At 74.7% G+C, this 21275-nt stretch carries 18 protein-coding genes; 11 read left to right on the forward strand and 7 right to left on the reverse strand.

Features of this window, described 5'->3' with window-relative positions:
• The first annotated feature begins 92 nt into the window (after positions 1–92).
• The 5 genes from BLR12_RS21860 (at position 93) to ilvC (ending at position 9311) form a co-directional block, all read left to right on the forward strand.
• Complete coding sequence (locus tag BLR12_RS21860) at positions 93–2726, forward strand: putative bifunctional diguanylate cyclase/phosphodiesterase (protein WP_091382461.1); 2634 nt, start codon at positions 93–95, stop codon at positions 2724–2726.
• On the forward strand, positions 2726–5428 hold the full coding sequence (locus tag BLR12_RS21865; RefSeq protein WP_091382462.1) for a putative bifunctional diguanylate cyclase/phosphodiesterase: 2703 nt from the start codon (positions 2726–2728) through the stop codon (positions 5426–5428). Before BLR12_RS21860 ends, BLR12_RS21865 begins: the two co-directional genes overlap by 1 nt.
• A 288-nt stretch (positions 5429–5716) precedes the next feature.
• A complete protein-coding gene (locus BLR12_RS21870) occupies positions 5717–7588 on the forward strand; it encodes an acetolactate synthase large subunit (protein WP_091382465.1) in 1872 nt (623 codons plus the stop codon).
• A gap of 101 nt (positions 7589–7689) precedes the next feature.
• A complete protein-coding gene (ilvN, locus tag BLR12_RS21875; protein ID WP_091382467.1) occupies positions 7690–8217 on the forward strand; it encodes an acetolactate synthase small subunit in 528 nt (175 codons plus the stop codon).
• 65 nt (positions 8218–8282) lie between these two features.
• Complete coding sequence (gene ilvC, locus BLR12_RS21880) at positions 8283–9311, forward strand: ketol-acid reductoisomerase (protein ID WP_091382469.1); 1029 nt, start codon at positions 8283–8285, stop codon at positions 9309–9311.
• 77 nt (positions 9312–9388) lie between these two features.
• On the opposite strand, the gene BLR12_RS21885 is transcribed toward ilvC, so the two are convergent.
• Positions 9389–9796 carry a hypothetical protein gene (locus BLR12_RS21885; RefSeq protein ID WP_091382471.1) on the reverse strand — a complete coding sequence of 136 codons (408 nt, stop codon included), beginning with the start codon at positions 9794–9796 and terminating at the stop codon, positions 9389–9391.
• Positions 9797–9813: 17 nt separating this feature from the next.
• The gene (locus BLR12_RS24740; protein WP_176832635.1) at positions 9814–10548 is read right to left on the reverse strand and encodes a resistance to Congo red protein; all 735 of its coding nucleotides are present in this window, start codon (positions 10546–10548) and stop codon (positions 9814–9816) included.
• 161 nt (positions 10549–10709) lie between these two features.
• Between BLR12_RS24740 and serA the strand changes: the two genes are divergently transcribed.
• The 4 genes from serA (at position 10710) to BLR12_RS21910 (ending at position 15698) form a co-directional block, all read left to right on the forward strand.
• On the forward strand, positions 10710–12311 hold the full coding sequence (gene serA / locus BLR12_RS21895) for a phosphoglycerate dehydrogenase (RefSeq protein ID WP_091382472.1): 1602 nt from the start codon (positions 10710–10712) through the stop codon (positions 12309–12311).
• Between the two features lie 16 nt (positions 12312–12327).
• Positions 12328–13350, forward strand: coding sequence for a 3-isopropylmalate dehydrogenase (locus tag BLR12_RS21900; RefSeq protein WP_091382474.1), 1023 nt, complete (start codon positions 12328–12330; stop codon positions 13348–13350).
• 199 nt (positions 13351–13549) lie between these two features.
• Positions 13550–15124: a citramalate synthase gene (gene cimA / locus BLR12_RS21905; RefSeq protein ID WP_091382476.1), complete on the forward strand. Its 1575-nt coding sequence runs from the start codon at positions 13550–13552 to the stop codon at positions 15122–15124.
• 16 nt (positions 15125–15140) lie between these two features.
• Complete coding sequence (locus tag BLR12_RS21910; RefSeq protein WP_176832636.1) at positions 15141–15698, forward strand: hypothetical protein; 558 nt, start codon at positions 15141–15143, stop codon at positions 15696–15698.
• A gap of 67 nt (positions 15699–15765) precedes the next feature.
• Here BLR12_RS21910 and BLR12_RS21915 read toward each other — a convergent pair whose 3' ends face one another.
• From BLR12_RS21915 to BLR12_RS21935, 5 genes are all read right to left on the reverse strand, one after another.
• A complete protein-coding gene (locus BLR12_RS21915) occupies positions 15766–16173 on the reverse strand; it encodes a hypothetical protein (RefSeq protein WP_091382673.1) in 408 nt (135 codons plus the stop codon).
• Between the two features lie 82 nt (positions 16174–16255).
• Positions 16256–16909, reverse strand: a complete 654-nt coding sequence (locus BLR12_RS21920) for a response regulator (protein ID WP_091382478.1) — start codon at positions 16907–16909, stop codon at positions 16256–16258.
• The gene (locus BLR12_RS21925) at positions 16906–18024 is read right to left on the reverse strand and encodes a sensor histidine kinase (RefSeq protein WP_091382675.1); all 1119 of its coding nucleotides are present in this window, start codon (positions 18022–18024) and stop codon (positions 16906–16908) included. The genes BLR12_RS21920 and BLR12_RS21925 overlap by 4 nt, the downstream gene beginning before the upstream one ends.
• Before the next feature lie 130 nt (positions 18025–18154).
• On the reverse strand, positions 18155–18484 hold the full coding sequence (locus tag BLR12_RS21930; protein WP_091382480.1) for a putative quinol monooxygenase: 330 nt from the start codon (positions 18482–18484) through the stop codon (positions 18155–18157).
• A 31-nt stretch (positions 18485–18515) separates the two neighbouring features.
• Complete coding sequence (locus BLR12_RS21935) at positions 18516–18896, reverse strand: VOC family protein (protein WP_091382482.1); 381 nt, start codon at positions 18894–18896, stop codon at positions 18516–18518.
• Positions 18897–18962: 66 nt separating this feature from the next.
• Here BLR12_RS21935 and BLR12_RS21940 point away from each other — a divergent pair, with 66 nt between their 5' ends.
• On the forward strand, positions 18963–19775 hold the full coding sequence (locus BLR12_RS21940) for a fumarylacetoacetate hydrolase family protein (RefSeq protein WP_091382484.1): 813 nt from the start codon (positions 18963–18965) through the stop codon (positions 19773–19775).
• Positions 19772–21274, forward strand: a complete 1503-nt coding sequence (gltX, locus tag BLR12_RS21945) for a glutamate--tRNA ligase (RefSeq protein ID WP_091382487.1) — start codon at positions 19772–19774, stop codon at positions 21272–21274. Before BLR12_RS21940 ends, gltX begins: the two co-directional genes overlap by 4 nt.
• Position 21275 lies beyond the last annotated feature (1 nt).

The raw sequence follows: 21275 nt of genomic DNA on the forward strand, positions 1-21275 counted from the left end.
TGGCCGTTCCAGTCGGTCACCCGCCCCCCGAACGGGTGAGGGCCGGGCCCGCACCGGTGTCGTGACCCCACCGGCCTGCCGAACACCCCCGTGTGGACAGGCTGAGGTGGTGGCTGCTCGGCAGCGCGGTGCCGGTGGGCGCCGCCTGCGCGGTCGCCGCGGGCGTGTCCGGCGCGGAGGCCGTCGGCGACCTCGCGCTCGCCGCGCTCGGCGTCGCCACCGCCGCGGTGACGTGGGCCGCCGGGCGGTCCAAGCAGCCGGGCTGGCGCGGCTGGCGGCTGATCGCCGCGGCACCGCTGCTGCCGGTGATCGGCCTGCTCGCGGTCACCGTCGTCGCCCCGGCCGACCCGGTGGAGCAGGTCGCCCTGCGCTGGCTGCCCACCGTCCCCGCGTACGTGCTCGTCGTCGCCGGCATCCTCACCCTCGTCGCACCCTCCCGGCTGCGGCGCGGCGCCCGTCCGGCCGTCGAGCTGGCGCTCTTCCTCATCGCCTGCGTGCTCGTCGTGCAGGTGCTGGTGCTCGGTCCCGAGCTCGACTGGCTGGACCTGACCCCCAGCGGCCGGGCCGTCCTCGCCGCCGCCGTCGTCGCCACCTCGGCCGCCATGGCCGCCGCGCTGCTGCTGCTCGGCGCCATCGAGAGCCGCCGCCAGCCCATGGCGCTGGTGCTGCTGGCCGCGACCGCCGTGCTGGCCTCCGGTCGCGCGCTGGTCACCTCCGCGACGCTGACCGGCGAGGAGGCCATCGGCGACCTCGGCCGCTTCCTGGTCGCCGGCGGGATGGTGCTGCTCGGCGCGGCCGTCCTGCTCGACCCGGGCCCGTGCCCCGACGCCGGCCCGCCGCCGTGCAGCGGCCGCTCCACGGAGTTGCGCCAGCTGCTGCCGCACCTGGCGATGACCGTCGCCTGTCTCGGCGCGGCCGCGGTGTCCCTCGCCGGCCACCGCATCAGCCCCGTGATCGCGATCGGCGGCTCGGTGTGCGCCGGCCTGGCCGTGCTGCACCGGTGGATGACCGCCCGCGAGGAGCAGCGGGTGGGCGCCCGGCTGCGGCGCAGCGAGGCCTACTTCCGGTCACTGGTCGCCGCGAGCGGCGACGCCGTCCTCATCCTCGACCGCGGCCTGCGGGTCACCTGGTCCTCGCCGACGCTCGGGACCACGCTCGGGGACCCCGACGCGGCCCCGGTGGGCGCCGACCTGCTCGACCTGGTGCACCCGGACGACGTGGCGTCGGTGGTCGCGGCCCTGCGGCCCGACGGCGGGGACGCCGCCCCGTCCGGGGTGCTGGCGCTGCGGCTGCGGCACGCGGACGGCAGCTGGCGGCACCTGGAGGCCGGCGTCTCCGACCTGCGCACGGACGCCGTCGTGGGTGCGGTCGTGCTGCACTGCCGCGACACCACCGAGCGGGTCGAGCGGGAGCGGACCCTCGAGCAGCTGGCCTTCACCGACCCCGTCACCGGGCTGCCCAACCGGGCCGGCTGCGAGCGCAGGCTGGCCGACGTCCTGGTCGCGGGCGGGCCGTGCCGCAGCCTGCTGCTCATCGAGCTCGACGGCCTCGACGAGGTGCGCGAGGACGCCGGCCGCGACGTCGTCACCGCGGTGCTGGTCGAGATCGGCCGGCGGCTGCGGGCCACGGTGCGCAGCGGCGACCTGGTCAGCCGGGTCGGCGGTGGCGCCTTCGCCGTCCTGGCAGAGGGCGCGCCGCACGCGGTCGACCTGCTGGCCGACCGCTGCCTGTCGGTGATCGAGCAGCCGCTGGACACCCCCGCGGGGGTCTTCGACCTCAACGCCGGGATCGGCGTCGTGGAGGTGGGTGCCGCGGACTCGGTGGGCGACCTGATGGTCCGCGCCGAGCTCGCCGTGCGGGCCGCGGCGAGCTCCGGGACCGGCAGCGCGCTGCGCTACCGGCCGGCCCTCGGCAGCGCCGCCGAGCGGCGGGCCCGGCTGCGCGAGGACCTCCCGGGCGCCTGGGACCGGGGTGAGCTGTCGGTGCTCTTCCAGCCCGTGGTCTCGCTCGGCGAGCAGCGGGCGACCGGCGTCGAGGCGCTGCTGCGCTGGCAGCACCCCGAGCTCGGCGAGGTGCCCCCCGCGGAGTTCGTGCCGATCGCCGAGCGCGCCGGGGTGATCGGGGAGCTGCAGCGCTGGGCGCTGGAGACCGCCGCCACCGCCGCGCTGACCCTGCCGCACACCGGCGAGCCGCTGCGGCTGGGCGTCAACATCTCCGCCTCGCACGTCGCCGCCCGGACCCTCGTGCGCGACGTCGCCGCGGTGCTCCAGTCGACCGGGCTGCCGCCCGAGCGGCTGATCCTGGAGATCACCGAGGCGACCCTGATGTCCGAGGGCGAGCACGTGGCCGTGGACGTCGAGGCGCTGCGGCTCATGGGGGTGCACGTCGCGCTGGACGACTTCGGCACCGGCCGTTCCTCGCTGGCGCACCTGACCCGGCTGCCCATCGACGTGCTCAAGCTGGACCACGCGTTCGTGCTGCGGGTCGACCGCGACCCCAAGGCGCGGGCGCTGTGCGAGTCGGTCGTCGCGATCGCCGCCGCCCTCGGGCTGGACGTGGTGGCCGAGGGCGTGGAGACCCCTGCCCAGCTCGGCGCGCTGCGCGCGGCCGGCTGCGGGTTCGCGCAGGGCTTCCTGCTGGCCCGGCCGATGCGCCCCGCGGACCTGGCCGGCGTGCTCGACGACGGTGCCGGCCTGCTGTGGCCCGGTCTGGTCGGATTCCGCTGATGCCCGCGGCCCCGACCCGGGCGCCCGGTGCCGTGCCGGTGCTGGCGCTGCTGGGCCTGCTCGCGGCCGTCACGGCCACCCTGGAGCTGACCGCCCACCCGCTCGCCGACACCCTCGTCCCCGCGTGCCTGGCCCTCGGGTCCGGGGCGACCGCGGTCGTCGCCCGCGGGGCGGCCGCCGGGCTGCCCGGCCGGTCCGGGCGCCCGTGGTGGGCGCTCGCGCTGGCCATGGCGCTGCTGGCCGTCGGCCAGGTCCTGGCCACCGTGCGCTCCGGCGCCGACCTGCAGTTCGGCGGCGCGGAGGACGTGCCGACGCTGCTGGCGGTCCCGGTCGCGGTCCTGGCCTCGGTCCGGCTGCGGCCCGCGCGGTCGCGGCGGTGGCCGGGCTCGCGGACCGTGCTGGACGGCGTCGTCGCCACGCTGGCCGTCGCCGTCCTGGGCCACCTGCTGCTGCGTGACCTCCTGGCGGGCGTGCAGGGCGCGGCCGACGGGCTCATCGCGGTCGGGTACCCGGCCGTCGGCGCGGTGCTGGTGGGGGTGGGGCTGATCACCGTCACCGCGGTCAGCGGCGTCCGCCGGGTCACCGCAGGGTGGCTGCTGGCCGCCTCGGTGCTGATGGTCGTGGTGGCGTTCGGCGGCGCGCTCGGCCGGACGCTGGACAGCACCACCGCCATCGTCGTCACCGAGCAGGCCTGGCTGGCCATGCTCGGCGCGTCGGTGCTGGCCGTGCGCTGCGACCCCGGCCAACCGGCCACGCCCGACCACGACCGGCCCACCGTCCCGCTGCGCGGCCTGGTGCTGGTCTCGGGCGTCGCCTCCGGCGTCCTGTTCGTGCTGGTCGCCGGCGTGCTGACCGGGCGGCCGATCGACCACGCGGAGGCCGCCGGGGGAGCGGTGCTGGTCCTGCTCACCTCGCTGCGCACCCTCCTGTGGGCGGTCGACGGCCACCGCCTCACCCGGCGCCTCGCCCGCACCGAGGGGTACTTCCGCGCCCTGGTCGACAGCGGCGACGCGGTCACCGTGGTGGTCGACGGCGTGGGCCGGATCGGCTGGGCGTCGGGGCCCGTGGAGGCGCAGCTGGGCTGGACCGACGCCGAGCTCGCCGGCCGGGGCCTCGCCGGCCTGCTCGACGACGGGGACCGCGACCTGGTCCAGCGGGTCGCCGAGGCCGTCCGCGCCGGCTCGACCCTGGGCGTGCTGCCGGCGACGGTGCGGCTGCGGACCCGTGACGGCAGCTGGCGAGACGTCGACGTCACCGGCGCCGCGCGGGCCGGTGCCGCACCCGCGGGGGTCTCCGGCCCGGCCGCGCGCAGCGGCCTGGTGCTGCACCTGCGCGACGTCACCGACCGCAGCTCCAGCCGGCGCGAGCTGGAGCGGATGGCCTACACCGACTTCCTCACCGGGCTGCCCAACCGCGCCCGCTTCATGGCCGCGCTGGCCGGTGTCGCCGGCGGGTCGGCCTCCGGCTGCCTGCTGCTGGTCGACCTCGACGGCTTCAAGGCGGTCAACGACGTCGCCGGGCACGACGCCGGCGACCGGCTGCTGTGCGAGGTGGCCGAGACGCTGCGCGGCGCTGCTCGGGAGGGCGACGTCGTCGCCCGGCTCGGCGGTGACGAGTTCGCGGTGCTGGTGCGGGCCGGCCGCGAGGAGGCGACCGCGCTCGCCGAGCGGCTGGTCGTGCTGCTCGACCGCGAGCACCGCCCGCCCGCGCCCGACGGCAGCGTCCACGGCGGGTTGGTGCTGCCGGTGTCCGGCAGCGTCGGCGTGGCCGAGCTGCACCCCGGCGGGGACCCGGCCGAGGCGGTGCGCCGCGCCGACCTCGCCCTGCGGGCGGCCAAGGCCGCCGGCAAGAACTGCGTGCGCACCACCGGGGAGGCCCTGGACCGCGTGGTCGACCGGCGGGCGCGGCTGGCCCGCGAGCTGCCGGACGCCGTCGCCGGCGGCGGGCTGTCCCTGGTCCTGCAGCCCGTCGTGGGGGTGCAGGAGCGCCGGGTGCTGGGTCTGGAGGCCCTGGTCCGCTGGCGGCACCCCGTGCTCGGCGACGTCCCGCCGGAGGAGTTCGTCGGCCTGGCCGAGGACGAGGGCCTGATCGTGCCGTTGCAGCGCTGGGTGCTCGGCGAGGCGTGCGCCGCGCTGGCGCCGCTGCTGGCCGCCGGGCACGACCTGCAGCTGGGCGTCAACGTCTCCGTCCGGCACCTGCAGGCCGGCTGCCTGGCCGCCGACGTCGCCCGGGTGCTGGCCGCCACCGGCGTCCCGGCGCACCGGCTGATGGTGGAGATCACCGAATCGGTGCTCGTCGACGCCGAGGACCGGGTCGAGCGGGAGCTCGCCGCCCTGCGCCGGGCCGGCTGCCTGGTGTCCATCGACGACTTCGGCACGGGCCACTCGACGCTGGCCCGGCTGTCGCGGCTGCCCGTCGACGTCCTGAAGCTGGACTGCGAGTTCGTCGCGCACATCGAGTCCGACCCGCGCAGCGCCGCCGTCGTCGCCAGCGTCGTGGAGCTGGGCCGCACGCTCGGCATGGACGTCGTGGCCGAGGGCGTGGAGACGCCGGGACAGCTGGCCGAGCTGCGCCGGCTGGGCTGCCGCTTCCTGCAGGGCTTCCTGCTGGGCCGCCCGGTGCCCGTCGAGGAGCTGCCCGCGGTGCTCGCGGCGCCGTACGAGGACGTGCTGGACGGCGACCGCCGGGTTTCCCACGTCTGACGACACGTCGTCCCATGTAATGGGACGGCCTGGTTGACGACCGGCCTGGTCGGGGCGCACAGTGGCGTCGTGCGCCTGCTCCTCGTAATCGCCTAGCGCGTCGATCGTTCCGACCGACGCGCTGACCCCTCTGTGCCCGCAGGCACGAGGGGTCTTTCGTTTGCGGGCCCCGAACTCTCTCCCGGACGCCGCCGGCCCGCACCCCCGCAGGCACCCGCGCCGCACCGACCGACGGCCCCGACCAGGGGCCGGCACGAGGCCCAGACACAGGCAAGGCCAGGAGACGCCATGACCAGCACCACCCCGGGTGGGTCCGCCACCCGTGAGGCCGCCGAAGCGCTGACCGGGGTCGAGACGACCGCCCGCTCGGTCGAGGAGGCCGCCGCCGAGCCGCACACCGGCATCACCGGGGCGCAGAGCCTCGTGCGGTCGCTCGAGGCGGTCGGCGTCGAGGTGGTCTTCGGCATCCCGGGCGGCGCGATCCTGCCCGCCTACGACCCGCTGTTCGATTCGAGGGTCCGGCACGTCCTGGTCCGCCACGAGCAGGGCGCCGGGCACGCCGCCCAGGGCTACGCCCAGGCCACCGGCCGGGTCGGCGTCTGCATGGCCACCTCCGGACCGGGCGCGACCAACCTGGTCACCCCGCTGGCGGACGCCTACATGGACTCGGTCCCGATCGTGGCCATCACCGGCCAGGTCCCGACCGCGGCGATCGGCACGGACGCCTTCCAGGAGGCCGACATCCGCGGCATCACGATGCCGATCACCAAGCACAACTTCCTGGTCACCGACGCCCGCGAGATCCCGCAGCGGATCGCCGAGGCCTTCCACCTGGCCTCCACCGGCCGCCCCGGCCCGGTCCTGGTCGACATCCCCAAGGACGTCCTGCAGGCGACCACCGACTTCTCCTGGCCGCCGCGGCTGGACCTGCCCGGCTACAAGCCGACCACCCGGCCGCACGGCAAGCAGGTCCGCGAGGCCGCCGCGCTCATCGCCGCCGCCCGCCGGCCGGTGCTCTACGTCGGCGGCGGGGTCCTCAAGGCGCAGGCGACCGCCGAGCTGGCCGAGCTCGTCGAGCTGACCGGTGCTCCCGTGGTCACCACGCTGATGGCCCGCGGCGCCTTCCCGGACAGCCACCCGCAGAACCTGGGCATGCCCGGCATGCACGGCAACGTCACCGCGGTGACGTCGCTGCAGAAGGCCGACCTGCTGGTGGCGCTGGGCGCCCGCTTCGACGACCGGGTGACCGGCCAGCTGTCGAGCTTCGCCCCGCACGCCAAGGTCGTGCACGCCGACATCGACCCGGCCGAGATCGGCAAGAACCGCAAGGCCGACGTGCCGATCGTCGGCGACGCGCGGGAGACCATCGCCGAGCTGGTCACCGCGCTGCGCGGTGAGCACGAGGCCGGCCGCACCCCGGACCTGTCGGCCTGGTGGACGCAGCTGGACCGGTGGCGGCAGACCTACCCGCTGGGTTACGACTGGCCCGAGGACGGCTCGCTGTCGCCGCAGTACGTCGTCGAGCGGCTGGGCGCCCTCGCCGGGCCGGACGCGATCTACGCGTCCGGCGTCGGCCAGCACCAGATGTGGGCCGCGCAGTTCATCAAGTACGAGAAGCCGGGCACCTGGCTCAACAGCGGTGGGCTGGGGACGATGGGCTACGCCGTCCCCGCGGCCATGGGCGCCAAGTACGGCGCCCCCGACACCACGGTGTGGGCGATCGACGGCGACGGCTGCTTCCAGATGACCAACCAGGAGCTGGCCACCTGCGCCATCGAGGGCATCCCGGTGAAGGTCGCCGTCATCAACAACGGCAATCTCGGCATGGTCCGCCAGTGGCAGACGCTGTTCTACGAGGGCCGCTACTCCAACACCAAGCTGCACGCGCAGAACGCCGACGGCACGCCCAAGCCGGTGCGCATCCCCGACTTCGTCGCGCTGGCCGAGGCGCTCGGCTGCGTCGGCCTGCGCTGCGAGTCCAAGGACGACGTCGACGCGGTGATCGAGAAGGCGATGGCGATCAACGACGCCCCGGTGGTCATCGACTTCGTCGTCGGCGCCGACGCCCAGGTCTGGCCGATGGTCGCCGCGGGCGCCAGCAACGACGACATCCTGGCCGCGCGCGACCTGCGCCCGGTCTTCGGCGACGGACAGGTGTAAGGACCCCCTCCCTCCCCACCACCTCGCTCCGCTCGGTGTCGGGCCCCTGGGAGGGGGCCGCGGCTGGTGGCGATGCGAATCGAAAGGAACGTTGGGTAGCAATGTCACGCCACACGTTGTCGGTCCTGGTCGAGAACAAGTCCGGCGTCCTGGCCCGCGTCTCGGCGCTGTTCAGCCGGCGCGGCTTCAACATCGAGTCGCTGGCCGTCGGGCCGACGGAGAACCCGGACCTGTCCCGGATGACGATCGTCGTCGACGCGGAGAGCCAGCCGCTGGAGCAGATCACCAAGCAGCTGAACAAGCTGATCGAGGTGATCAAGATCGTCGAGCTGGACTCCACGGCGGCGGTCCAGCGCGAGCTGCTGCTGGTCAAGGTCCGCGCGCCGATGGCCGACCGCACCCAGGTGCTGCAGACCGCCGACCTCTTCCGCGCCCACGTCGTCGACGTCAACACCGACACCGTGACCCTGGAGGCGACCGGCACCCCGGACAAGCTCCAGGCCCTGCTCGCCGTCCTCGCCCCGCTGGGGATCAAGGAGATGGCGCAGTCGGGCACGGTCGCCCTGGGCCGGGGTCCGCGCTCCATGTCCGGCGCCGGTACCTTGCGCCCCGTCGAGCGCACCGCCTGAGACGCCCCACCCGTCACCGAGCTTTATCGCGATAAAGCACGACCCGCCGAAGGAGCACCTACCGCATGGCCGCCGAGATCTTCTACGACGACGACGCCGACCTGTCGATCGTCCAGGGGCGCACCGTCGCCGTCCTGGGCTACGGCAGCCAGGGGCACGCGCACGCGCTGTCGCTGCGCGACTCGGGGGTCGACGTCCGCGTCGGCCTCCCGGAGGGCAGCAAGAGCCGGGCCAAGGCCGAGGCCGAGGGCCTGCGGGTCGTCACGCCGGCCGAGGCGGCCGCCGAGGCCGACCTGGTCATGATCCTGGCGCCGGACCACGTGCAGCGGTCGCTGTACGCCGAGTCGGTCGAGCCCAACCTGCAGGACGGCGACGCGCTGTTCTTCGGCCACGGTTTCAACATCCGGTTCGGCTACATCAAGCCCCCGGCCGGCGTCGACGTCGCCATGGTCGCCCCCAAGGGTCCCGGCCACCTGGTGCGCCGCGAGTTCGAGAACGGCAAGGGCGTGCCCTGCCTCGTGGCCGTGGAGCAGGACGCCAGCGGCTCGGCGCTGCAGCTCGCGCTGTCCTACGCCAAGGCCATCGGCGGCACCCGCGCCGGCGTGATCAGGACGACGTTCGCCGAGGAGACCGAGACCGACCTGTTCGGCGAGCAGGCCGTTCTCTGCGGCGGCATGTCGGCCCTGGTCACCGCAGGTTTCGAGACCCTCACCGAGGCCGGCTACCAGCCCGAGATCGCCTACTTCGAGTGCCTCCACGAGCTGAAGCTCATCGTCGACCTGATGTACGAGGGTGGCATCGCCAAGCAGCGCTGGTCGGTGTCCGACACTGCCGAGTACGGCGACTACACCTCGGGCCCGAAGGTCATCGACGCCCGCGTCAAGGAGACGATGGGCGAGGTCCTCGCCGCGATCAAGGACGGCTCGTGGGCTGCGGCCTTCATCGCCGACCAGGACGCCGGCGCGCCGGACTTCAAGCGCCGCCGGTCCGAGGCCGAGGCGCACCCGATCGAGGAGACCGGGCGCCAGCTGCGCGGCCTGATGAGCTGGGTGTCGGCGTCCGACGACTACACCGGCACCGCCGCGCGGAGCTGAGGCAGGACTCCCTCCCGGGCCAGTACGTCGCCAGGGCCCCGCAGCCGACCGGCTGCGGGGCCCTGCGCGTCGTGGGCTCAGGCGCCGCGGTGGGCGGTGAACCACTCCCGGGACGGCGCCTGCAGCAGCAGCACGATCGCGCCCACGGCGAGCAGCAGCAGGAGCGCGGGCAGGAAGCTCACGCCCTGGCCCTGCAGGACGCCGACGACGACCCCGGTCAGCGCGACGACCGCGGTCACCGCCGAGGCGGCGATCAGCGGCCGGCGGTCCCGGCCGCGCAGGACCGAGACCGCGCCCCACAGGCTCGCGGCGGTCAGTGCGAGGTAGAGGACGCCGAAGAGCGCCAGCAGACCGGCCTGACCGCTGAAGCTGAACGACACCAGCGCCACCAGGAACAGCAGCGTGGCCTGCGCGAAGCCGGCGACACCCGCCATGAGGACGTGCGGCGGCCGTGGCTCGCCGTCGGGACGACCGGTGGTGGGCACGGGTGCCCCCTCGCCGGTCACCGGGCGCGCCGCGCGCGGTGCGCGGCGTAGAACTGCGCGGCCGGCCGCAGGCAGAGCAGCACGACGATCGCCACGGCGCCGAGGAAGGGCACCAGGGCGAACAGCACCTCCCCGCCGCCGACCTCGCCGGTCGAGAGCCCGGTCAGGATGCTGAACAGGAACAGCGCCGTCACCGCCACGGCGATCCCGCCGCCCACCAGCAGCAGCACGCGGCTGCGGCCGGTCAGGGCCCGCACCGACCCCCAGATCACCAGCACCGTCCAGACCAGCGCCGCGATCCCCGCGCCGATGGCGAAGGCCAGCGCGACGTCGGTGACCTCGCCGAGCTCGCCTGCGTCCACGTCGGCCAGGGTCGGGTCGCTCGCGATCACGTCCTCGAGGACGGTCCCGAGGAGCGCGCCGCCGAGCAGGAAGGCCAGCGACATCAGGGCGCCCAGCGCGCCGAACACGAAGCCGAGCACCGAGGCCACCACCACCGGCGTGGGCCGGGCCGGCACCGGTGACTGGCCGTAGGGGCCGTACTGGCCGTACTGGCCCTGCGGGTACTGGCCGTACTGGCCCTGCGGTGCGTACTGCCCGTAGCCGCCCGGCTGGCCGTACTGCGGCTGCCCGTACTGGGGGTACCCCGACTGCCCGCCGGCCCCGTACCCGGGCTGCTGCCCGTACTGGGGCGCGGGCTGCCCGGCCCGCGGGTCCGCGCCCGGGCGCGGCTCGTCGTCGTGGGTGCTCATGGTCTCCTCCGTCGGCGTCGGCGTCCGCCGACCGTCTCGCGGGCCAGGATCGTCGTCCCGCCCGTACCCGGGCAAGCGACCCCACCCCCCGGTGGGTGCGCGCTGCGCCGGGGACGGGGCTGGTCGGGCCCGCGGCTGCGAGCGCCCTAGGCTGTGCTCCCGTGACCACGACCGCGCCCGTCGTCCTGATCGCCGAGGAACTCGCTCCCAGCGTGCTGGAGGTGCTGGGGCGCGACGTCGAGATCCGCCACGTGGACGGCGCCGACCGGGCCGCGCTGCTGCCGGCGCTCGGCGAGGCGTCCGCGGTGATGATCCGCAGCGCCACGACGATCGACGCCGAGGCGCTGGCCGCGGCACCGCGGCTCAAGGTGGTCGCCCGGGCCGGCATCGGCCTGGACAACGTCGACGTGTCCGCCGCGACCGAGCGCGGCGTCATGGTCGTCAACGCGCCGACGTCGAACATCGTGAGCGCGGCCGAGCACGCGGTGGCGCTGCTGCTGGCCGCCGCCCGGCACATCCCCGCGGCCGACGCGTCGCTGCGCGAGGGCACCTGGAAGCGCTCGAGGTTCACCGGCGTCGAGGTCACCGACAAGGTCGTCGGCGTGGTCGGCCTGGGCCGGATCGGTCAGCTGGTGGCCCAGCGGCTGGCCGCCTTCGACGTCACGCTGGTCGCCTACGACCCCTACATCCAGCCGGGCCGCGCGGCCCAGCTCGGCGTCCGCATGGTGTCGCTGGAGGAGCTGCTCCGCGAGGCGGACTTCATCACGATCCACCTCCCCAAGACGCCGGAGACCCTGGGCCTCATCGGCGCCGCGGAGCTCGCCACCGCCAAGCGCGGCGTGATCGTCGTCAACGCCGCCCGCGGCGGGCTGGTCGACGAGGCCGCGCTGGCCGACGCGCTGGCGTCGGGCCAGGTCGGCGCCGCCGGCATCGACGTCTACGCCAAGGAGCCGTGCACCGACAGCCCGCTGTTCGGGCTGCCGAACACCGTCGTCACCCCGCACCTGGGCGCCTCGACGACCGAGGCGCAGGACAAGGCCGGCACCGCGGTGGCGCACTCGGTGCGGCTGGCGCTGCAGGGCGAGTTCGTGCCCGACGCCGTCAACGTGCAGGCCGGCGGGGTCGTCGCGCCCGACGTCCGCCCGGGTCTCCCGCTGGCCGAGAAGCTGGGCCGGGTGTTCACCGCCGTCGCCGGCGGGCTGGCCCAGTCGGTCACCGTCGAGGTCCGCGGCAAGATCGCCGAGTTCGACGACTCGGTGCTGCAGCTCGCCGTCCTCAAGGGCGTGTTCTCCGACGTGGTCGAGGAGCAGGTCACCTACGTCAACGCCCCGCTGTTCGCCGAGCAGCGCGGCCTGGAGGTCTCGCTCACCAGCGACGTGGAGAGCCCGGACTACCGCAACCTGATCAGCGTCCGCGGCGCGATGGCCGACGGCACCGAGGTGACCGTCTCCGGCACCCTGTTCGGCAAGAACCAGGTGCCCAAGCTGGTCGAGGTCAACGGCTTCGACATGGACCTCGACGCATCGGGCTACCTGCTGTTCTTCGTCTACACCGACCGGCCCGGCGTCGTCGGCACCGTCGGCGCGGCGCTCGGCGAGGCCGGCATCAACATCGCCGGCGCGCAGGTCAGCCGCACCACCCGCGGCGGCGAGGCGCTCATGGCGGTCACCGTCGACAGCCCGGTCCCGGCCGAGCTGCTCGGTGACATCGCCGGCCGGATCGGCGCGCGCGAGGCCCGGTCCGCGGACCTCACCCCGCGCTGACCTAGGGTCACACCCCATGCGCCTGGCAGTGATCCCCGGAGACGGCATCGGCTCGGAGGTGGTGGCCGAGGGTCTCAAGGTCCTCCGCGCGGTCGCCCCCGACGTCGAGAGCACCCCCTACGACCTCGGTGCCGCGCGCTGGCAGCGCACCGGCGAGCTGCTGCCGGACACGGTGCTCGACGAGCTGCGCGGCCACGACGCCATCCTGCTCGGCGCGATCGGCGACCCGAGCGTGTCGCCGGGCATCCTCGAGCGCGGGCTGCTGCTGCGGCTGCGCTTCGAGCTCGACCACCACGTCAACCTGCGCCCGGCGCGGCTGTTCGACGGCGTCCGCAGCCCGCTGGCCGAGCCCGGGCCCATCGACATGCTCTGCGTGCGGGAGGGCACCGAGGGCCCCTACGTCGGCAACGGCGGGGTCCTGCGCCGCGACACACCGCACGAGGTCGCCACCGAGGTCAGCCTCAACACCGCCTTCGGCGTGGAGCGGGTCGTCCGCTACGCGTTCGAGCGGGCGCTGGCCCGCCCGCGCCGGCACCTCACGCTGATCCACAAGACCAACGTGCTCACCCACGCCGGGTCGCTGTGGTCGCGCACCGTCGAGGAGGTCTCCGCGGAGTTCCCCGAGGTCACCGTCGCCTACCAGCACGTCGACGCGGCCTCGATGTTCTTCGTGACCGACCCGGGCCGCTTCGACGTCCTGGTCACCGACAACCTGTTCGGCGACATCGTCACCGACCTGGCCGCGGCGGTCACCGGCGGCATCGGGCTGGCCGCCAGCGGCAACCTCGACGCCTCGGGCACCAACCCGAGCATGTTCGAGCCGGTGCACGGCTCGGCGCCCGACATCGCGGGGCAGGGCGTGGCCGACCCGACGGCCACGGTGCTGTCGGTGGGCCTGCTGCTCGACCACCTCGGCCGCGCCGACCAGGCCCGCAAGGTCAACGCCGCGGTCGCCTTCGACCTGTCCACCCGCGACCCGCACGGCCCGGTGCGCACCCAGCAGGTCGGCGACCGGCTCGCCGCGCTCGCCGGCGGCTGAGGGAGGACCACCCCGCACCCCGCCGTCCCCCGCACCTGCCGGGGACGGCGGGGTGCGTGCTGTACTAGGGGAGATGTCCCGCCCCTGCTCGATCCTCATCGCCTAGCGCGCAGCCGGCTCCCCGACTGCGCGCAGACCTCCCGTTCCCGGGGGGTCTTTTTCGTGCGCGGGGCGAGTGCGCCGACCTCCGGAGATCCCCATGCAGACCGCCACCGACTTCCACGTCTTCGACACCACGCTGCGCGACGGCGCCCAGCGCGAGGGCGTGAGCTACTCGGTCGCCGACAAGCTCGCCGTCGCGCGGCTGCTCGACGAGATCGGCGTCGGCTTCATCGAGGGCGGCTGGCCCGGTGCGCTGCCCAAGGACACCGAGTTCTTCGCCCGCGCCCGCACCGAGCTCAAGCTGCGGCACGCCCAGCTCGTCGCCTTCGGGGCCACCCGCAAGGCCGGCGTCCGGGTCGAGGACGACGCCCAGGTGCGCGCGCTGCTGGACGCGGAGACCCCGGTCGTCTGCCTGGTCGCGAAGTCCGACGTCCGGCACGTGCGCGAGGCGCTGCGGACGACGCTCGAGGAGAACCTGGCCATGGTGCGCGACACGGTCGCGTTCCTTGTCTCCCACGGGCGGCGGGTGTTCGTCGACTGCGAGCACTTCTTCGACGGGCACGCCGCCGACCCCGCCTACGGCGTCGAGGTGCTGCGGACCGCGTTCGCCGCGGGCGCCGAGGTCGGCGTCCTGTGCGACACCAACGGCGGGATGCTGCCGATGGGCGTGGGCCGGGTCGTGGCCGACGTCCGCGCGCGGGTGGACGGCAGGCTCGGCATCCACTGCCAGGACGACACCGGCTGCGCCGTCGCCAACACCCTCGCCGCCGTCGAGGCCGGGGTCACCCACGTGCAGGGGACGGCGAACGGCTACGGCGAGCGCGCCGGCAACGCCGACACCTTCTCCCTGATCGGCAACCTGGTCACCAAGATGGGTCTGCCGGTCGTGCCCGAGGGGTGCCTGCCCGAGCTCCAGCGGGTGAGCCACGCCATCGCGGAGCTGGCCAACATCGCGCCGGACGACCACCAGCCGTTCGTCGGGGCGTCCGCGTTCGCGCACAAGGCCGGCCTGCACGCCAGCGCGATCAAGGTCAGCCCGGAGCTGTACAACCACCTCGACCCGGCGGTCGTCGGCAACGACATGCGCATCCTGGTCACGGAGATGGCCGGGCGGGCGTCGGTCGAGCTCAAGGGCCGCGAGCTCGGCGTCGACCTCGACGGGCACGCCGACGTCATCGGCCGGGTCGTCGACCGGGTCAAGGTGCTCGAGGCCGACGGCTGGTCGTTCGAGGCCGCCGACGCCTCCTTCGAGCTGCTGCTGCGCGCGGAGCTGCCCGACGCCCCGGCGCCGCTGTTCGAGCTGGAGAGCTACCGCACCTCCGTCGAGCACTGGGGCAACGGCGACGTGGTCAGCGAGGCCACCGTGAAGGTGCACGTCGACGGCGAGCGGATCATCTCCACCGGCGAGGGCAACGGCCCGGTCAACGCCCTGGACGTCGCGCTGCGCCAGGCCCTGGTCAGCCGGTACCCGCAGCTGGCCGACGTCTCGCTGGCCGACTACAAGGTCCGCATCCTCGGCTGGAAGGGCGGCACCAGCGCCACCACCCGGGTGCTCATCGACAGCACCGACGGGGTGGGGGAGTGGACCACCGTCGGCGTCCACGCCAACATCGTCGAGGCCTCCTGGCACGCCCTGGTCGACGCCCTCACCTACGCCGTCCGCAGCCGCTGACCCGGACGGCGGCACGGTGCAGGTCCTGGGGGTCGCTCCGGCGACGACCCTGACCGTCGACCTCGCGGCCCGGCGGCTGCACGAACGCCCGACCACGTTCGAGGACTGGGCCGTCGACGGCGTCCCGCTGCGGCGTCTGGTGGCCGACCGGTGGGGCGTGGACGACCTGCCGATCGAGATGAGCCGGCTCTGGCCGGAGGACCCCTCCGCCGCCGTGGCAAGCCTCCGGGCCCTCCTCGGCGAGGGGCCGGCCGACTTCGAGGACGGGCGGGGGGCGCTGCTCGTGTGCCCGACCGACCAGGACGTGAGCTGCCGTGCGCTCGGGGCCCGGGTCCTGATCGGGGAGGGGACGGTCGAGTGGCGGGACGTGGGCTGGCAGGTCGACGTCGAGCCGTTCGTCCCGGCGCCGGACGAGTACGGGCCACTCCTGCAGTTCCGGTTCGACCGGGCGCAGTACGAGCGGCTCCTGCGTCAGCTGCTCACCGCCTACGAGCGCCGGGGGTCCGAGCAGGCGGCCGCGCTCCCGGAGCCCGCACCCGAGCGACCCCGCTGGTGCCGACGGTTCCTGCGCTGAGCGGGTGGTGTGCACCTGTGGCGCGTTCCCGGCCGGGAACGCGCCACAGGTGCACACTGCTCCGCTGTCAGTGCCGGTACTCGTCGAGGCGCCACCACATCGCCAGCGCCATGGCGGGGAGCATCAGCACGTGCCCGGCGGTGAACAGGGACGACCCGGACACCGCACCGGCCCAGTAGGGGACCAGCAGGACGGCGAAGGGGACGTACATCGCCGCCGACATCTCCGCGATCGCCGGCCACGAGTGGCCGCGGAACCGCATCCAGGCGGCCATCGCGATCGCCATGTTGGTGGCCATGACCATGGCGTGAACGTCGACCCGGTCGTCCAGGCCGGGCCAGAGCAGCGCCTCGAGCGGGCCCAGGACCACCATCCCGACCACCATCGCGACGACCATCTCGAGGTAGTGGCGGACGAGGTGCCAGGTGTGCCGCCCGCGGCTGCGGGTGTGCTGGGGAGGGGTCTGCGTCGTCATGCCGCAGAGCGTCGGGTCCGGCGCCGTCCCTGCCAGGTGCCGGAGGTCACGATCACCGGTCACGGTCCGACGTGACCGGTGCTCACAGCAGGTCGAGGGCGCGGGCGCGCAGCGCCGCCTGGGTGCGGTCGCGGGCGCCGAGCTTGCCCAGCACGTTGGTCACGTGGTTCTTGACCGTGCCCTCGGCCAGGAACAGCGCCGTCGCGATCTCCCGGTTGGTGCGCCCGTCGGCCAGCAGGCGCAGGACGTCGAGCTCCCGGTCCGACAGCGGCACGACCAGCGGCTGTGGCCGGGACCGCGGGGCGTCGTCCAGCTGCGCGAAGCGGGCCACCACCTTGGCCGCGACCGACGGCTGGAGCACCGACTCCCCGCGCGCGGCGGACAGCACCGCCTCGACGAGCCGGTCGGAGGACACGTCCTTGAGCAGGTAGCCCAGCGCACCGGCCCGCAGCGCGGCGAACACGTCCTCGTCGTCGTCGAACGTCGTCAGCGCCAGCACCCGGACCCCCGGCTGCTCCACCCGCAGGCGTCGGGTCGCGGCGATGCCGTCGAGCACGGGCATGTGCAGGTCCATGAGCACGACGTCGGGCTGCAGCCGGGTCGCCCGCTCCAGCGCCTGCTGCCCGTCGCCGGCCTCGCCCACCACCTGGACCTCGGGCCGGGCGCCCAGCAGGGTGACCAGCGCCTCGCGGAACAGCGCCTGGTCGTCCACCACGAGCACGCGGACGGCGCTCACCCGGGCACCTCGACCCGCAGCTCCGTGCCGCCGCCCGGGACCGACGCCACGCTCAGGTGCCCGCCGGCGCGCGCCGCGCGCTCCCGCAGCCCGACCAGGCCGAAGGCGTGCGCGTCCTCCCCGCATCGCGGCGTCGGCAGGCCGCGGCCGTCGTCCCGGACCGTGAGCCGCACCGTGCCGTCCTCGCCGTAGGTCAGGGTGACCCGCGCCGAGGCCGCCCCCGCGTGCTTGCGGACGTTGGTCAGCCCCTCCTGCGCCGACCGGAAGAGGGACTCCTCGGCCTCCGCCGGCAGCCGCCGCTCGGTCCCGACGACCTCGAGGCCGGCCGGGACGCCGGCCGCGGAGGCCTCGGCGACCAGGGCCTGCAGGGCGGTGCGCAGCGGCGGTGCCGTCCGGGGCTCGCGCAGCGTGGCCACCGACCGGCGGACCTCGGCCAGCGCCTCGCTCGCCTGCGCCTGCGCCTTGGCCAGGACGCCGTCGGCACGGGCGGGGTCCGACGACAGCACCGCCCGCGCAGCCTGGACCTGCATCTGCACGACGGTCAGGTGGTGGCCGAGGCCGTCGTGGATGTCACGCGCCAGCCGGTTGCGCTCGCGCGTGGTCGCCAGCTCCTCGGCCTGCGCGGCGTACCCGCGCAGCCGTTCGTTGGCCTCCGCCAGCTCGGCGCGCGCCCGCTGCGCCTGCTGCAGGAGCGCGGTGACGACGGCGGTGAACACCGCCGCGCCGAGCAGCCCCAGCGCGTTGCGGGCGAAGTCGGCCCAGCCCATCCCCAGGTGGACCAGCGGGACGATCGCGGTGACCACCGCCGCCGCCGGCAACGGGAGCAGCAGCACGCACTGGCTGACCAGCACGAGCAGCAGCAGCGTCGCGCCGACCCCGGCATGGGCCTCGCCGAACAGGAGCGCGCCGAGCGGCAGCTGGAGGCACACGTGGGCGGCGGTCAGCCAGTACCGGCGGGGAACGGGCTGACCGGCCAGCCACGGGAGCGCCACCAGGGCGTGCGCGGCGTACGTCACCGCGAGGGCGACGGCGAGCAGCGGGTCGGGGTCGTCGGTCGCCTCGACGGCGACCGTGAGCAGGGCCAGGACGGTCAGCACCGCCAGGGCGCGGTTCACGGTGGTCACTCTCGCGCCGCCGGCGCGCCGAGGTCAACGACACCGTCGACCCACCGGTCGACACCGCGGCCAGGTGCCCCTTCCCGCGGCGGGGAGGGGCACCTGACGCGTGTCCAGGGGCCGGAGCCCGTCAGCCCCTGGGCTGCACCTCGCCCATCGGGCCGAAGCCGCTCACCTCGGGGGCGTCGATGTAGATGATCTGCGGCTGCTCCGCGACCAGGTCGGACATCCAGTCGAAGGCGGCCTTGGCGTGCGGGGTGGCCACGTGCGAGGCGCCGGCGTCGGAGTCCCGGAAGCCCTCGATGCAGACGAAGGTGTTCGGGTCCTCCACGCTGCGGGACCACTCGAAGAAGAGGCTGCCCTCCTCGGCGTTCACGTTGCGGGCGTACTCGTCGGCCTTGGCCCGGAACTCGTCGATCCGGTCGGGGCGGACGGGGAACTTGATGACGATCAGGATCACGGGGGTCTCCTCTTCTCGGGTTTCCTCGGGGTCAGAGCGGGTCGAGCCGGGTGCGCAGCAGGCAGAACGGGTTGCCCTCGGGGTCGGCGAGCACGTGCCAGCTCTCGTCACCGGACTGGCCGACGTCCGCCCGGGTGGCGCCGAGGGCGAGCAGCCGCCCGAGTTCGGCGTCCTGGTCCCGGTCGGTCGCGTTGACGTCCAGGTGCAGCCGCGGCTTCCCCGGCGAGGGCCGGTCGACCGGTGCGAACACCAGGGTGGGGGCGGCGCCGCCGGAGCCGGCCTCCGGGCCGACCTCGACCGCCCCGTCCTCGTCGCGGCCGAGCACCCGGTAGCCCAGGACCTCGGCCCACCACGAGGCCAGCGCCTCGGGGTCGCGGCTGTCGACGACGATCTCGCTGAGCCGGCACGCCATGCTGTGACCGTAGGGCCCGACCGGCGCGCCCGCGGCGCGAGGCCCGGAGGTCAGTAGCCTCGGGGTGTGCGCATCGTCCGTTTTGCCTCGCCCTCGGGCATGTCCTTCGGTGTCCTCGACGGCGACGGCCAGGTCGCCCAGATCGAGGGCCACCCGTTCGGGACCATCTCCTTCACCGGCCAGCGGTTCGCCCAGGCCGACGTGCGGCTGCTGTCGCCGATCCTCCCGAGCAAGGTGGTCTGCGTCGGCAAGAACTACGCCGACCACGTCAAGGAGATGAACACCGGGGACGCCCCGGCGCAGCCGCTGCTGTTCCTCAAGCCGTCGACGACGGTCATCGGCCCCGGCGACGCCATCCGCGTGCCACCGGGCAGCACGAACGTGCACCACGAGGTGGAGCTGGCGGTCGTCATCGGCGCCCGCGGCGCGCGGAACCTGACCCCGGAGCAGGTCCCGGGCAGCGTGTTCGGCTACACGATCGCCAACGACGTCACCGAGCGGGACATGCAGAAGAGCGACGGGCAGTGGACCCGCGCCAAGGGCTTCGACTCCTTCTGCCCGCTGGGCCCGTGGATCGAGACCGACCTGGCGGGCCTCGGCAAGGACCCCGCCGACCTGGCGGTCACCTGCACCGTGGACGGCGAGCTGCGCCAGTCCGGCCGCACCAGCCAGCTGCTGTTCGACGTCCCGACGCTGGTCTCCTACGTCTCCCAGGTGATGACCCTGCTGCCCGGGGACGTCGTGCTCACCGGCACCCCCGCCGGCGTCGGGCCGATCCGCCCCGGCCAGCAGGTCGAGTGCAGCATCGAGGGGCTCGGGACGCTGACCAACGGCGTCTCCGGCGCCGACACGGCCTCCACCGCGGGTGGCGCACGATGACGTCTCCCACCGACCCGCCCTCCGCGACCGGTGTGCGCACCCGCTTCTGCCCGTCGCCGACGGGCATGGTGCACGTCGGCCTGCTGCGCACCGCGCTGTTCAACTGGGCGCACGCCCGGCACACCGGCGGCGCCTTCGTGGTCCGCATCGAGGACACCGACGCCGCCCGCGACTCCGAGGAGTCCTACCGGCACCTGCTGGACAGCCTGCGCTGGCTGGGCCTGGACTGGGACGAGGGCCCCGAGGTCGGCGGCCCGCACGGCCCCTACCGGCAGTCCGAGCGGCACGACGTCTACCGGGACGTCGCCCAGCGGCTGCTCGCGGCCGGGCACGCCTACGAGTCGTTCTCGACCAACGAGGAGGTCGAGGCCCGCCGGCTGGCCGCCGGGCAGGACCCCAAGCTCGGCTACGACAACGCCGACCGGTTCCTGACCGACGAGCAGAAGGCCGCCTTCCGCGCCGAGGGCCGCGAGCCCGTGCTGCGGCTGCGGATGCCCGACGAGGACCTCGCCTGGACCGACCTGGTCCGCGGCGAGATCCGCTTCGCCGCGGGCTCGGTGCCCGACTTCGTCGTCGTCCGGGCCAACGGGGCGCCGCTGTACCCGTTCGTCAACCCGGTGGACGACGCCCTGATGGGCATCACCGACGTCCTGCGCGGGGAGGACCTGCTGCCCTCCACCCCGCGCCAGCTGGCGCTCTACGCCGCGCTCACCGACATCGGCGTCGCGACCGGTACCCCGCGCTTCGGCCACCTGCCGTACGTGACCGGCGAGGGCAGCAAGAAGCTGTCCAAGCGCGACCCGCAGTCCAACGTCGACGTCTACCGCGAGCGCGGTTTCCTGCCCGAGGGCTTCGCCAACTACCTCGCGCTGCTGGGCTGGTCGATCGCCGAGGACCGGGACGTGTTCTCGGTGCCGGAGATGGTCGAGGCCTTCGACGTCACGCGGGTCAGCGCCAACCCGGCCCGCTTCGACGTCCGGAAGGCCGAGGCGATCAACGCCACCCACCTGCGCGCGCTGCCGGTGGAGGACTTCATCGAGCGCGTCACGCCGTTCCTCGCCCGCGCCGGGCTGGTCGGCGAGCCGCCGACGCCCGAGCAGCAGCAGACCCTGGCCGCCATCGCGCCGCTGGCCCAGGAGCGGATGATCGTGCTCTCCGACGCCGTGGGACTGCTCGGCTTCCTGTTCACCGACGACGTCGAGCTCGACCCCGCGGCCGCGGCGAAGCAGCTGGCCGGCCCGGACGCGGCCGAGGTGCTCGCCGCCGCCGACACCGCCCTGCGGGCACTGCCCGACTGGACGACGGCCGGCATCGAGACCGCGCTCAAGGAGGCCCTGGTCGAGGGACTCGGCCGCAAGCCGCGCCAGGCGTTCGGGCCGGTCCGGGTCGCGGTCAGCGGGCGCACGGTGTCCCCGCCGCTGTACGAGTCGATGGAGCTGCTCGGCCGTGAGCGCACCCTGTCCCGCCTCACCGCGGCCCGGTCCACCGTCCCCGGGTGAC

The organism is Geodermatophilus sp. DSM 45219 (genome assembly GCF_900104025.1).
In the GTDB taxonomy this organism is placed as follows: Bacteria; Actinomycetota; Actinomycetes; order Mycobacteriales; family Geodermatophilaceae; genus Geodermatophilus.

Bases quoted from the DNA above. Each gene is read 5' to 3' on its own strand.
- BLR12_RS21865 (WP_091382462.1), top strand. From the start codon at position 2,726: ATGCCCGCGGCCCCGACCCGGGCGCCCGGTGCCGTGCCGGTGCTGGCG.
- BLR12_RS21870 (WP_091382465.1), top strand. From the start codon at position 5,717: ATGACCAGCACCACCCCGGGTGGGTCCGCCACCCGTGAGGCCGCCGAA.
- ilvN (WP_091382467.1), top strand. From the start codon at position 7,690: ATGTCACGCCACACGTTGTCGGTCCTGGTCGAGAACAAGTCCGGCGTC.
- ilvC (WP_091382469.1), top strand. From the start codon at position 8,283: ATGGCCGCCGAGATCTTCTACGACGACGACGCCGACCTGTCGATCGTC.
- BLR12_RS24740 (WP_176832635.1), bottom strand. From the start codon at position 10,548: ATGAGCACCCACGACGACGAGCCGCGCCCGGGCGCGGACCCGCGGGCC.
- BLR12_RS21900 (WP_091382474.1), top strand. From the start codon at position 12,328: ATGCGCCTGGCAGTGATCCCCGGAGACGGCATCGGCTCGGAGGTGGTG.
- cimA (WP_091382476.1), top strand. From the start codon at position 13,550: ATGCAGACCGCCACCGACTTCCACGTCTTCGACACCACGCTGCGCGAC.
- BLR12_RS21915 (WP_091382673.1), bottom strand. From the start codon at position 16,173: ATGACGACGCAGACCCCTCCCCAGCACACCCGCAGCCGCGGGCGGCAC.
- BLR12_RS21935 (WP_091382482.1), bottom strand. From the start codon at position 18,896: ATGGCGTGCCGGCTCAGCGAGATCGTCGTCGACAGCCGCGACCCCGAG.
- gltX (WP_091382487.1), top strand. From the start codon at position 19,772: ATGACGTCTCCCACCGACCCGCCCTCCGCGACCGGTGTGCGCACCCGC.